Source organism: Bacillus cereus G9842 (genome assembly GCF_000021305.1).
GTDB classification, from domain to species: Bacteria; Bacillota; Bacilli; order Bacillales; family Bacillaceae_G; genus Bacillus_A; species Bacillus_A thuringiensis_S.
The window spans coordinates 146,227-158,645 of the sequence record NC_011775.1 but is presented as its reverse complement, the minus strand read 5'-3'; the positions used below and the strand labels follow the sequence as shown (position 1 = coordinate 158,645).

The window sequence follows — 12,419 nt, the reverse complement described above, 5'->3', positions numbered from 1 at the left end:
TTAGTATAACCAAAAAGCTTATTATGAAACTTTTTAGTGGGATTAAAAGTAATTTTATAAATTACTTTTAATCCTATTTTTATAAAATCTATTATGTATCCTATTTCTGTTTAGTACTATTAATAGATTTAGTATGAAGTTAACGTATATTATAATGGTGTTTATTTTGTGTTTTTTCGGTTTGACGGAAGATAGGCTAGATAGTAACATGAATGCGTGCAATAAGTATTTAATATAAGAAAGATAACTAATTTATTCAATGCTAAAATGATATATAAAGCATTTAAATATATTAGACTTTAATAAGTGTGGTGATACAAATGGATCAAGCGAATTTTAAAAAAGAAGCGGCACAGGTTGAGCGTAATAGTTATATTAATCAATCTTTAATAGAAGCTCAAAAATTAGTAGGATTACGTAAATTCAAGGATTTTTTAATAGAACTTCTTTCTTTTGTGGAGTTTCAACAGAAAAGAAAGGAACAAGGATTTAATGAGGATATTCAGTCATTCCATACAGTGTTTTTAGGTAATGCCGGGGTAGGAAAAACGACTGCAGCTAGAATACTAGCAAAAATGTTGTATGGACTAGGAGTCGTTGAGAATAAAAATGTTGTTGAGGTTTCTAGAAGTGATTTAGTTAGTGAATATGTAGGTCAAACGGCTATTAAAACGCAAAATGTAATACAGAAGGCAATGGGTGGAGTTTTATTCATTGATGAAGCATATACATTAGCACGAGGTGGAGAGCAAGATTTCGGGAAAGAATCTATTGATACATTAGTGAAGGCAATGGAAGATAATCGTAATAATTTAGTAGTTATCTTGGCTGGATATACAGAAGAAATGGAACAACTCTTGAAAACAAATAGTGGTTTGCGTTCTAGAATCGCTAATAATGTAATCTTTGAAGATTACAATGTAAATGAACTAATAAAGATTGCCCAATTTATGTTGCAAGAAAAAAATTATAAATTAGAAGAAGGATTATTACCTCATTTAGCAAACGTATTAGAATCCAAGCAGTTAAAAGGAAAAACGGATATAGGAAATGCTCGTATGGTAAGAAATATAATTGAATTAGCTATTCGTAAGCATGCAGTAAATTACGAAAGCGATTCAGATAAAGAGCTGGATGTATTAACTGCTAAAGACTTCAATATTGTAAAAAATAATTTTTCATTGGAAAAAGAGTTTAATAACATTATTGGGAATGAATCAATTAAAGAGTTAGTTCGTTCATTAGAATCACAAATAATTATTAATAACGAACGTAAGAAATTTGATTTACAAAAATCGGATCAATCTCTTCATATGGTCTTTAAAGGTAGTCCTGGTGTTGGTAAAACTACATTTGCAAGAATCATTGCAAGATTACTAAAAGAAATGAAGGTATTGAAAAAAGGTCACCTGGTTGAAGTGGATAGATCTGACTTAGTTGCAGGTTATGTTGGCCAAACAGCTATAAAAACAAAAGAGGTTATTGAATCGGCAATTGGTGGGGTACTATTTATTGATGAAGCATATAGCTTGGTTCAAGAACAGGATAGCTTTGGAAAAGAAGCTATTGATACTCTTGTAAAGGCAATGGAAGATTATCGTGAAGACCTAGTTGTAATTGTAGCAGGATATACAGAAGATATGGATTCTTTTCTGCAGGCTAATCAAGGCTTATCATCAAGATTTAATATTCAATTACCATTTAATGATTACAGTATGAGGGAATTATTTGAAATAGCTGTAAGTATGTTTACTAAAAAAGACTACCAGTTAACTCATGAATCTTGCATTGTCTTATCTCACATATTAAAAAAGGGAATTGCTTTAGGTGGGAATGGTCGATTTGTAAGAAATATTGTTGAACAAAGTATTCGTTTTCAGTCCACTCGTTTACGTTCTGAAATCAATCTTTCAAAAGACGTTTTACAGACAATTACAGCAGAGGATTTAATGCGAGTGAAAAATTCTCTGTAATTCCTGTAGAATTACCATTAAAATATCAGGACAAAATGAGTAAAATAAATAATTAGTTAGGAAGATACATTTGCCTTATGTGCGATTGTATCTTTTTTTATTGATTAATAAAAGATTAAGGAGGGACGGATTAGTATGTTAAATAAACCCTTTATACTAATCGCTGAAAAGCCGGATGCGGCAAAGGCTATAGCTAAGATATTTCCGCATAAAATTAAAAATGGTTTTATAGAAGTTGAAGAAAATAATATTACAGGTTCTAGCGGCATTATCACTTATGCATTTGGACATTTGGTTGAATTGGCCGACCCTGAATATATCGACGAAAAATATAAAACATGGTCATGGGATACTTTGCCTATTACTCCGGATAATATTCCTTTAAGACCAGCCAAGGGTAAGGAACAGCAACTGAGATTAATTAAACAACTGGCAAATAGATCAGACATTAAAGTAATGATTAATGCATGTGATGCAGGTCGTGGTGCGAATCGTTCCTAAGTGAAAAGCTTAGGCATCTTAGACAAGGGAAGGCCCCATTAAGATAGAACTAATGATTCGAGAGACAGAATGATAGAGTAACGTCTTGAAATGTTTCCCCTAAGTCTCCGACATGCATTGAAAGGTAGGATGTTTAAATGTGTGAAGCTCGGTGAAGACGGCTGACAGATACCGTAGTGAAAAATGTGTTTTAACCGAAAGTCCTTTTAGTAAGAGGATGTATCCCATAGGCCGGGGGTCCGTAAAGTATCTATGGTGAGAATGTTATATGAAATAACTGACGAACTTTCGAATTAACGAGTCTATAACCATACAATCAGAAATGATAGTAAACCATATTTTGTGTTGTGTGTGAGGTTAAGTAAATTCGCGGCTATGAACAACCTTACAGTATTATAGGTACTGTCTAGCACGCAGGCTCATAGAAGGCACCTAAGGGTACCATATAGTGGATAGAATCATTGGAACGATGAAAGCTCAGGACGCAGAGAACCTACATTCTGTGAAGCGGTGGTAAGGAAAAGGAGGAATCCTATAACTTATCTTTATTTGAGTGATAGCGATGTCATAGTAGCGTGGAATTTATGGAAACATAAAGGAGCGAAGGGCATTAGTCAATATTGTGAGGAAAAAGCAATATTGATGGCAAGCCGTATGAAGGGAAACTTTCATGTACGGTTTAGTGTGGGGGAAAAAGCAGAGATTATATCAAAGTTTTACCTATCACAATAAGGAGAGAATATTTTTAATCTAATCTATCAGTATAATGGTTTGACAAAACCTGTAAAAAGATTGTGGTCTTCTTCATTAGCTGCAGCGGCAATTAAGAAGGCTTTTTTATCTCTTAAAGATGGTGAGGAGACAAAACCACTATTTTATAGTGCATACTCGCGAAGTGTAGCAGATTATTACGTAGGTTTATCTGCAACGCGGGCGTTATCAATTCAAATGAAAAATTCAAAAAGCACTGAGAACATGAAGAACCAAGGGACTTGGAGTGTAGGGCGTATTCAAACCCCCTTAATTCGTATTATTTGTGATAGGGAGGAGGAAATCCTTGATTTTAAATCTGAGCCTTTCTGGACAATTCAAGCACAATTTAATATTGGAGGAAACACGTATACAGGTAAGTGGAAAGATTTAAAGAACAATATTGATCAATTTAATACAAAAGATGCAGCTGTTTTAATAGTCTCAAAAGTAAAAGATAAAGAGGCAACTGCTGAAAAAGTAACTGAAGATATTTTGAAAATAAAGCCTCCACAATTTTATAATTTATCGGATTTACAAATAAGAGCCAATAAACTATATAAGATGAGTTCTAAAGCTGTTTTAGATGCTGGACAAGCACTATATGAAGCATCTTATATAAGTTACGTGCGTACAGATTCAAATTATGTAACTGATGCAGAGATAAATGAATTTCCAGAGATAATAAAGGGACTGTCTCAAATTGGTATGTATAGAGAGTTTACACAAAAAATTAAAGAACCAGGTAAACTAAAACATCAATCGCGTTATCAAAACAATAAAAAGGTTTCAGATCATCATGCAATACTTCCTACGGGTGTAATACCGGATTTTTCTAAACTGAATGAAAATCAAAAGAAAATATATGACTTAATTGTAAGAAGTGTTATAGCGGCTCATTATGAGGATGCTGAAGTAAGTCAAACTACGATAATTACTAATGTTAATCAAGAGAAATTTATAACTAGTGGTAAAGTATCGAAAATAGAGGGATGGCGTGATGTCATACATGAGGAGAAGTCTACTACTAAAGAGCAAGACAACAGTAATGAAAGTATTCCCATTTTAAACGAAGGCAGCCGAGGAATAACGGACAAAGTTAGCATAAAAGAAGGAAAAACTAAGCCAAAGAAAAGATATACACAAGGGGATCTAATCTCTGTAATGAAAAATTGTGGTCGAAATGTAGAGGATAAAGCCTTAGCAAAATCTCTAAATAGTACAGAAGGACTGGGTACGGAGGCGACTCGCTCTTCAATCATAGAAAACATATTCGCTAAGGGATACATTATTTGTAAAAACAATGTAGTGTTTCCTACACCAAAGGCTAAGATGCTTATAGAAGCATTAGGGAGAGAGTCTATAATTGCTTCTCCTATTATGACAGCAAGATGGGAACAAGCTTTAAAGGCTATTGCAGAAGGGGATTATGATTATAAACATTTTATAAAACAGTCTAAAGAATTTGCAAAAAAACTATGTGAGTCTATAGGGTTAAGGTCACAAACATGGAATTTTGATTCTGAGATTGCTCAACTAGAAGAAATGAAGAAAATTGGTGAATGTCCTAATTGTGGTTCAGATATTGTAGAACATGAAAAATTTTATGGCTGTAAGGGTTATTCAGAAAAACAATGTAACTTCTCTATCCAAAAAGTTATTGCTAAGAAAAAAATATCTCCTGCTCAAGTTAAAAAATTATTAAAAGATAAAAAGACAGATGTAATTAAAGGTTTTAAATCTAGTAAAAGTGAAAGAACATTTGAAACATTTTTATACTATGATTCTGAAAAAAAATGTATAGATTGGGGGTTTAATCAAGCAAAAAATGATAATAAGCCATCAAGTAAAGATACTGGATTTAAATGTCCATTGTGTAAGGATAACTTAGTAGAGCATCAAAAGTTTATAGGGTGTAGTGGATTTAAAAACGGATGTGAATTTAAGATCTCTAAAAATATATGTGGTGTAAATTTGACACCTACCCATATTGAAGAACTAGTTAATAATGGTGAAACTAGTATGATTGATGGGTTCGTGTTTAAGGACAAAACTTTTAGAAAAGCACTATGCGTTATCGACGGTAAAGTTATGTTTAAAAAGTAGTTTATTGGAATTCTAAAAGGTTCTTTTCCTATTCAAAGTGTCTTAATAAGGCATTTTTATTGGTGAAGAACCTTATATGAAAATAAAATGTTAGATTTGGCTCTTATAGAATAAGAAAGGGGATTGAGAATAATGGAAAAATATACTGTTGATTTTGAGTTCTGTGATGGTAACTTGAGTTTTGTTGTAAACACAAATCATATATTTATGTTAGAGAATAACGATAAAAAGAAAGAGTGGGAAACTTTTTACGAAGGGGAAATCTCTAGATGCTTATCCCTCTATTATCATAAGGAAACGGAAGAAATTCTTATTGATATTATCAAGAATGATTATTTTGATGAAGCTTGGATAACTGAATTTCGGTATTATGATGAAAGCAAAGGAGAATATTTGAAATCTGGTGGATTATATCCGGTTCAAAATCCAAAATGTGAAACAAAGGTTTCAAAAGAACAGTTTATAAAAATATTAAAAGAGGAATACAAAGAGTATTTGGAACTACATGACATCCTCACTTTTGAATCAATCGCGTATGGTGTCAATCCTGCCCTAATCAGCACCAAAGAAATGGTAAGTAAAAGCGTAATTGGGGATAGATGGGTAAATGAAGAAGGAATAGCTGTAGAACATACTGTAGAAGGTTTGAAATGGGAAAAGACAAATCACTTATTCATGAATGAAATTACTAAAGAACTATATGGTAATGAGGCGGAAGTAATGAAATGGATTCCGAAAATGAGTGAATGTAGAAAAGGTTTGCATGTTATGGGATTCCCTAAAGAAAAAATTAATTATTGGACAGAAGAACAGTGTGAAGAAGAATTTAATATTGCAATGGAAAATAGTGAAGTTTTAGAGATGTTGTAATTGTTTCACGTAAGTTGTTCGCTAGTAAATTATTATCAATAAGAATGTATTTTATACAGCACAGAATAAAAATATTAAGAAATGGAGTTTGGGTATTATGAAACAAACATTTGTGGAGAAATTTGTTGCAAATAAAGGTTTACCAAATGAGGAATTTAGTCTTAAAATGCCAGATAATACTACGTTATCAATTGATTTAAAAACTACTTTAGATAGAATCCAAAAAGAAGGATTAAATACGGAAGTAAAAAAGGTCCTAAAAAAAGGAGCATTTCGTAATGCGAGTGCTGAAATTTGCTTGAGGGTTTTTGAAGGAGCTGCACAAAGATTTTTAATTAAGGACTTTAATAATGAGTTAGCTGATAAAATAATCCAGTTGTTAGAGAAAGTACATACGCGTAAAAATACAGTGTATTTAGCTGTAGCAAATGGAAATGGACAAGAAGAATTTGAAGTGAGATTTAAGAATAATGACCAACTTCTTACACCATACTCATTAATTAATCAAGAAACACAAAATAGTTTAATGTTTACTAAAAGGGAATTAATAGAATATTTAATGACCAAAGATATAAGGGAAGTATTGTAGGGGAATACGCTTTTTATTATAGGCAATAGATAATAAGAGGAGGATGTTCTATGGAAGAAGCAGTAATTTTAAAGTCTTATCGAAATGAATTCGGTAAGAAAATAATTAAATTATCAGCAGCAAATACATCAGTACAACCCTTTTGGACTGAGTATTGTGAAAGTTTTTTATCCATCTTGAGTTTGTATATAATAAGTGAAAAAACTTGTTCAAATAAGAAAACCGAAATTTCTTTTCATGAGTTATTGTATAGTTCATATTCCCTATTAAATGAATGCAAATCATGGGATATGTTAAATCAAAAATTCAAATTAGCAGTAAGTACTGAATTTAAGGAAATCTTTATTGAGGATGCTTTCTTTTATACTAGTATTGGTTGGGAGGAAAGTGAAAATAATAAATGGGCAATTGTAATGGCAGAAGCTAAAAAACGATTATCATTTGTAATAAATTTAATTTAGATTACTACTAAACTAAATTAAATAGCTATGGACTTCATATTATATGGAGTCTCTTTTTTTATTAAAGAATTCAGGTTAAAATATTTCATAAATGATTATTGTAATGTGAAAGTAGAATTTTATACTTTATTGCATTGAAAGTAGGTGAGATTGTATGAACTATCAAAAAGCTAGATTAAAGGAATATAATGAATACTTATTACACAAAGGATATAAGAAAGGAACAATAGATAGATATATAAAGGAATTATTACTTTATTTTGAGTCCGTAAAGCAGCCACTATCTCAAGAAACGTATACTCGTTACTTAAAAGAACTTACTTCAAAAATGAAAATCTCCTCTGTTAAACGCATTCAGTCCGTTTTAAATAATTTTTACAATTTTCTCTATGGTACCAAGCTTGAAATAATAATTTATGATCAAATGCAGCAGCAAACGATTGAGTATATTTCAAAAGACGATTTGCTGAAATTAATTAATTCCATTAAAACCTCCTCTAATTACAGTGGAGAGAAGGAATATAAAATAAAAAAAATATTATTAGACAGGAATATAACCATAGTAGTATTAATGGGGAAATATGGTCTTTCTTTAAGTGAAATTTCAGAGTTAAATATGAATCAAATTAACTTCCATAAGTGTTATATTTCATTAGCAAATCAAACGATTCATATTTTACGTGAAGATATGGATCGTTTATATCGATACTATATGTCTATTCCAAGTGTATTAAGACCATTTCGAGATGCCTCTAAACCTGTATTTGTTTCTTTTGACAATATTCGAATGACTTATAGTTGGAGTTATGAAAATGATGAACCTAAAAGATTAACTGATAAGGCAATACAAAAGCTAGTAAAGAAAGAAGCACGATATGCTGGAATACCTGCAATATCTGCCCAACGTTTAAGAAATACTGCTATTATCGAAAGCTTGAAACAAGGTAAAACTCCAGAAGAAATAAAGAAAGAATTTAGATTAACAAGTGTTCATGCAGTAAACCGATATAGAAGAGCAATAAAAAATAAAGAGTGATAAAATAGCTTAATAGGAACGTTACATAGAATTTTAGTTTAAAAATATTAGTAGAAGGAGGAGTTTTATGAGAAAAAATCAATCAAAAGAACCTGTTTTATTAATTGGGTTACATCGTGATTCTGAACAGGGGAAATTTAATGAATTAATGAAATTTAAAAAAGAACAAGATCATGTTGTACATATACCTAAATACCCCAGTGAAATATTTTTATTTAAAAAAGAAGAAAGAATGAACTAGCATAGAGTATTTGTATTAAATATATTCTCTAAATACTATTAAAATTTTATACTGTAATTAATGTTAAAGGTAGTGTTATATCCGTATAATACTGCCTTTTTATATTTGCTAATTATTGTATACCGTAAGTATAAAAGAATCCCTCACAACGGCATTTTAAACGTAGTATAGGGATTTTACTCACTTATTTGCAATCTCGCGAAGTTTTTCACTTCATCTTTCCTAAAAGCATACATTTTAAAATATTTACTTCATGTCATTAAAAATTGCAATTAGGGGTAGCACGCACATTTTAACGTTTTTATACGCTAAGGGATTCTCAAACTTCATCTCCTCCAAAATGAAAAGCATCCACTATCTGAATACTTCATGTTATTATGATTAAGTTGTATTAATTCAGATTGAAATGTAGGTGAAACAAATGGAAAGTAAAGAACCTAAACAAGAATATGATCTAAGTAAAATATACACATACAAAGAGTTTCCCGATAAAATTAGTGGTCGCTGTGATAATTGTGGCAATACATCATTCAAAAGTTCCGTTAAAGATTTCATCTTTTTAAGAGAATGCCGTCAATGTGGTATGAAGAAAATTATATAGCACTATCCAGGTTTTTTTCATTATAAAATAAAAAAGCATCCTAATCAGATGCTTTTTGCTTATGCTATTGAAACAGGTGCAAGTATGTAATTAAATAATTCCAGCATTATTAAGGATTTTTATTTCCTTTTCGTATGTATTACAAGTATATTTAATTTCAAATAAAGGTATATTTTGTGACTCAGCATAAACACGTTTTAATTTGTCATTCTCTACTTGAGACTCATATTGTGAAACACCACCGAATTCATCTACAGGCTTATAATGCTGTTCACCTTGACACTCAATAAGACATTTAATGCTATTATCTGAATCAAGAACAGCAAAATCATAACGCAACAAGTTCTTTTGCCCTACACCATATAAGTCTTGAAACTCAACTTCAACTCTATATGCAACATTATTCTCTCTCAGTATTTTTATAGTTCGCCATTGAAATGATGAAATGTTATGACAGTCACAATAAGCATCACAATGATATCCATCTTTTGCTCTAGGTCCATATTTCCTTATCTTTATCTCAAAATCTGATGACTTAAATTTATGTTCTTTACCGCACAGATAACAACGACATTTATATAACTTAAATACTTTAACTGTACCAGCTCCATTTTTCCGTTTATCTTGCACAAGAATTTTCCCCTCATAATTTTCATCAATACATTCTAATACTTCTAATGATTCATGCGTAGTATTAGAAAAATCAATATCATAACTTTCATCTTTTTCTCTAGGATATGAGGCTATCCTTTTTCTCTCACGGTCTTGTTTTAATCCACACTTTTCTCCACAATCCAGCCATCTTTTTCTTCTTAATAAAGTAGCTTCATCTAAATATCCTATTTTTCCGCATCTACACTGAAATTGGTATTTTTTTGTAAGACTTCCAATTTTGTATAGTTTTATCATAAACATCTACAGAATCAAAATTATTTCCACTAATTTTTTCCCCATTTATAAACCGTTGCTTTTTTTGTTCTAGGTCTGCAATTTTCTTTTTAGCAACTTCTTCTAGATATGCTTCAAAACCACCGATTATAGTAAGACATCCACGTTTCGTTCCAATAGGCAATACGCTGTCCATGTATTTCAAGCCTCCCCGATTTATAAAATATACACTAACGATCTATCGAATACTTATGTATTATATAACATCCATTTATCATCTTTCTCTTGTAATGCATTAATTTGCTTAGTGTATATTTTCGTTAAAATGTTGGCGGTACGCCAATTACTTCAAAAATGCCTATTAGAATCTAAGGTTAAAATGATTATAATGCATGGTAGGAATTCAATGGGATAGGTATGTAATTATCATTAACCCAATTGTTATTCGGAAAATTAGAAATACAAATATAGGAGGTTTACATGAAAGGAGCATCATTAAATTTATTTAGAAAAATCCGATTTGAATTCACGTATTTAATCAAAGGAGAGTAAAGGTGAATAACTAATGGAATACAAAGGTTATATCAAGTATATTGCCTCTCCTTACAAACAAATTCCCAAGTAAAAAGGAGGAGGGGTATTGGATGTTAAATTAGAAGAACCAACTTCTATACAATTAAAAAAATTAAATTTAGGTTTATATAAATTGAATCTAGATCGTTATTTAGTATTGAAGGTATATATATGGGTTGAGTTACTTAATGAGAGAATAATACCTATTAAATGGTACCTTCCCAGTCAAGAGGGTACAAATGTCGAAATTGAATTTGCTCATGCTTCAGACGATTTATTTATAGCAAAAGAACAATTGAAAACGTATATAAGAGATTTACAAAAAAAACATAATATATTCTTACGTACAAATTTCTAAGAAATATTATGGACTAATTTAAGAAATTATTTTATGAGTTTTGGTGGTGAATTATGAAACTATTAAAGAAGGGTATATTTAGAAATAAAAAATTCAAATATGGATTTTTTGGTGTCTTAATTGTATTAGCTATAGCGCTTGTACTCTATTTAGAAAATTTATCTGCACAAAAAGAAGAGATCAGATCTAAAGGAGGACCTCCACAGATTACAAAAAGCGAAAAGGAACTAATGACAAAATTTATGACGGATTTCTTTACGTTTTTAAATAACAATGAAGTTGCAAAGGCTCAGGCTGTTTCTAAGGTTGAAATTAATGAAATACACCCAGCTAAAAAGGAATATCCAGATGAAACTATTACGGCTTCTAACTCTTATTCTATTAGCAAAATAGGGGAGACTAAGTTTAAGGTGGTAGGATCAGAAAAAATTAAAAATGATAACGAGACAATTGGTAAACGTAAGAGTACATACGTAATAGAGGAATTAAATTCAAAGTACTATATTACTAAATTTAAATATGAATTTGAAAAAGAAATGTTGGAGCCGGAAATCAAATTAATTAAGCAACATTCGCTGTTATATACTCCTTCACATGGAAAAGTAGAATTAATAGGAGAAATTATTGATCCCCAACAAAAACGTTTTAATGTGGCAATAAAATATAAAGGATCCCAACCTGAACAATTTATACACACATTCGCTTCAATTGGGGATTCTCAAACTGGTAACAATTTAAATTTACTCTATGGAATAAGTGATAATGGGGTTAAATTGTTTGCTGATCAAACCGAAGTGAGAAAATATAAAGATGATGTTGTCGTTATATTTAGTGGGGATGCAAAAGAGGAAAAAAATCTATCCCGTATAGATTATATTAGTTCTGATTCATTAAATAAGGTATTAAGCGGAGATATACAATTAGATAAAGAACAAGTTAAACAGTTAAATGATTATGCCCCAGTAAATTTAATTGGTAAAGACGAAAAAAATCTTATAACAATCCCAGAACAGAATCATTTAAATATAGATATAAAACCAGATTTTAATAAAGAGACTGCTGCTACAACTATTCACATAGATTCAATTGTTTATGACAATATAAAAGGAATGGTTGTAAAAGGATACGCAATTAACAAGAGTGACTTAGTATTAAATTTTGATGAATCTACGCAAGAAAAACAAAAAGTAGATCAGTTGAAAGTATATTCTCCATATCAATTTGAGATGATTAAGTTTGATGATGACAGTGTTTACGAAAAGAATTTATATCAACACATTAATTCCGCATTTGTATTAAGAAGCAAAGTTAAATTAACTGAGGATGATAGTGTTGTTAAATTTAATCTATTTAATGTACCTTTCTGTATAGACCTAAAAACGGGTAAGGAATTACCGATAGATGCTAATGAATTCAAATCATTAGAAGGACCAGCTAATTTCAACCAATAAACATCTGTATTCTTCCATACA

General features: G+C 30.7%; 13 protein-coding genes. 11 read left to right on the top strand and 2 right to left on the bottom strand.

Translation table 11 applies throughout. The annotated features are described in order from the left end of the window. Positions 1–320 precede the first annotated feature (320 nt). The 9 genes from BCG9842_RS28190 to BCG9842_RS31745 all read left to right on the top strand — a co-directional run bounded on the left by BCG9842_RS28190 (position 321) and on the right by BCG9842_RS31745 (position 9,128). The gene (locus BCG9842_RS28190) at positions 321–1,973 is read left to right on the top strand and encodes an AAA family ATPase (protein ID WP_012614857.1); all 1,653 of its coding nucleotides are present in this window, start codon (positions 321–323) and stop codon (positions 1,971–1,973) included. 135 nt (positions 1,974–2,108) lie between these two features. Further along, positions 2,109–2,474, top strand: a complete 366-nt coding sequence (locus tag BCG9842_RS28185; protein WP_000932884.1) for a toprim domain-containing protein — start codon at positions 2,109–2,111, stop codon at positions 2,472–2,474. A gap of 771 nt (positions 2,475–3,245) precedes the next feature. After that, positions 3,246–5,330 carry a type IA DNA topoisomerase gene (locus tag BCG9842_RS28180; protein WP_000165793.1) on the top strand — a complete coding sequence of 695 codons (2,085 nt, stop codon included), beginning with the start codon at positions 3,246–3,248 and terminating at the stop codon, positions 5,328–5,330. Between the two features lie 132 nt (positions 5,331–5,462). Beyond that, positions 5,463–6,200, top strand: a complete 738-nt coding sequence (locus tag BCG9842_RS28175) for a hypothetical protein (RefSeq protein WP_000417637.1) — start codon at positions 5,463–5,465, stop codon at positions 6,198–6,200. 97 nt (positions 6,201–6,297) lie between these two features. After that, positions 6,298–6,789 carry a hypothetical protein gene (locus BCG9842_RS28170; protein ID WP_000814585.1) on the top strand — a complete coding sequence of 164 codons (492 nt, stop codon included), beginning with the start codon at positions 6,298–6,300 and terminating at the stop codon, positions 6,787–6,789. Between the two features lie 50 nt (positions 6,790–6,839). Continuing rightward, positions 6,840–7,250 carry a hypothetical protein gene (locus BCG9842_RS28165; RefSeq protein ID WP_000390639.1) on the top strand — a complete coding sequence of 137 codons (411 nt, stop codon included), beginning with the start codon at positions 6,840–6,842 and terminating at the stop codon, positions 7,248–7,250. Positions 7,251–7,404: 154 nt separating this feature from the next. Then, positions 7,405–8,286: a site-specific integrase gene (locus tag BCG9842_RS28160; RefSeq protein WP_001109088.1), complete on the top strand. Its 882-nt coding sequence runs from the start codon at positions 7,405–7,407 to the stop codon at positions 8,284–8,286. Positions 8,287–8,353: 67 nt separating this feature from the next. Next, positions 8,354–8,527: a hypothetical protein gene (locus BCG9842_RS31495; RefSeq protein ID WP_001230904.1), complete on the top strand. Its 174-nt coding sequence runs from the start codon at positions 8,354–8,356 to the stop codon at positions 8,525–8,527. 421 nt (positions 8,528–8,948) lie between these two features. Continuing rightward, on the top strand, positions 8,949–9,128 hold the full coding sequence (locus BCG9842_RS31745) for a hypothetical protein (RefSeq protein ID WP_000444005.1): 180 nt from the start codon (positions 8,949–8,951) through the stop codon (positions 9,126–9,128). Positions 9,129–9,218: 90 nt separating this feature from the next. Here the strand turns inward: BCG9842_RS31745 and BCG9842_RS28150 are convergent, their stop codons facing one another. Beyond that, complete coding sequence (locus BCG9842_RS28150; protein WP_012614873.1) at positions 9,219–10,037, bottom strand: hypothetical protein; 819 nt, start codon at positions 10,035–10,037, stop codon at positions 9,219–9,221. Further along, positions 9,982–10,212 carry a hypothetical protein gene (locus BCG9842_RS31740; RefSeq protein ID WP_232297550.1) on the bottom strand — a complete coding sequence of 77 codons (231 nt, stop codon included), beginning with the start codon at positions 10,210–10,212 and terminating at the stop codon, positions 9,982–9,984. The genes BCG9842_RS28150 and BCG9842_RS31740 overlap by 56 nt, the downstream gene beginning before the upstream one ends. A gap of 444 nt (positions 10,213–10,656) precedes the next feature. Here BCG9842_RS31740 and BCG9842_RS28145 point away from each other — a divergent pair, with 444 nt between their 5' ends. Both BCG9842_RS28145 and BCG9842_RS28140 read left to right on the top strand, forming a co-directional pair. After that, the gene (locus tag BCG9842_RS28145) at positions 10,657–10,947 is read left to right on the top strand and encodes a hypothetical protein (protein ID WP_000382667.1); all 291 of its coding nucleotides are present in this window, start codon (positions 10,657–10,659) and stop codon (positions 10,945–10,947) included. Between the two features lie 53 nt (positions 10,948–11,000). Then, positions 11,001–12,398: a hypothetical protein gene (locus tag BCG9842_RS28140; protein WP_000771024.1), complete on the top strand. Its 1,398-nt coding sequence runs from the start codon at positions 11,001–11,003 to the stop codon at positions 12,396–12,398. The last annotated feature ends 21 nt before the right edge of the window (positions 12,399–12,419 follow it).

Coding starts and splice junctions, on each gene's coding strand:
- BCG9842_RS28190 (WP_012614857.1), top strand. CDS start 321: ATGGATCAAGCGAATTTTAAAAAAGAAGCGGCACAGGTTGAGCGTAAT.
- BCG9842_RS28185 (WP_000932884.1), top strand. CDS start 2,109: ATGTTAAATAAACCCTTTATACTAATCGCTGAAAAGCCGGATGCGGCA.
- BCG9842_RS28175 (WP_000417637.1), top strand. CDS start 5,463: ATGGAAAAATATACTGTTGATTTTGAGTTCTGTGATGGTAACTTGAGT.
- BCG9842_RS28170 (WP_000814585.1), top strand. CDS start 6,298: ATGAAACAAACATTTGTGGAGAAATTTGTTGCAAATAAAGGTTTACCA.
- BCG9842_RS28165 (WP_000390639.1), top strand. CDS start 6,840: ATGGAAGAAGCAGTAATTTTAAAGTCTTATCGAAATGAATTCGGTAAG.
- BCG9842_RS28160 (WP_001109088.1), top strand. CDS start 7,405: ATGAACTATCAAAAAGCTAGATTAAAGGAATATAATGAATACTTATTA.
- BCG9842_RS31495 (WP_001230904.1), top strand. CDS start 8,354: ATGAGAAAAAATCAATCAAAAGAACCTGTTTTATTAATTGGGTTACAT.
- BCG9842_RS31745 (WP_000444005.1), top strand. CDS start 8,949: ATGGAAAGTAAAGAACCTAAACAAGAATATGATCTAAGTAAAATATAC.
- BCG9842_RS28150 (WP_012614873.1), bottom strand. CDS start 10,037: ATGATAAAACTATACAAAATTGGAAGTCTTACAAAAAAATACCAATTT.
- BCG9842_RS31740 (WP_232297550.1), bottom strand. CDS start 10,212: ATGGACAGCGTATTGCCTATTGGAACGAAACGTGGATGTCTTACTATA.
- BCG9842_RS28140 (WP_000771024.1), top strand. CDS start 11,001: ATGAAACTATTAAAGAAGGGTATATTTAGAAATAAAAAATTCAAATAT.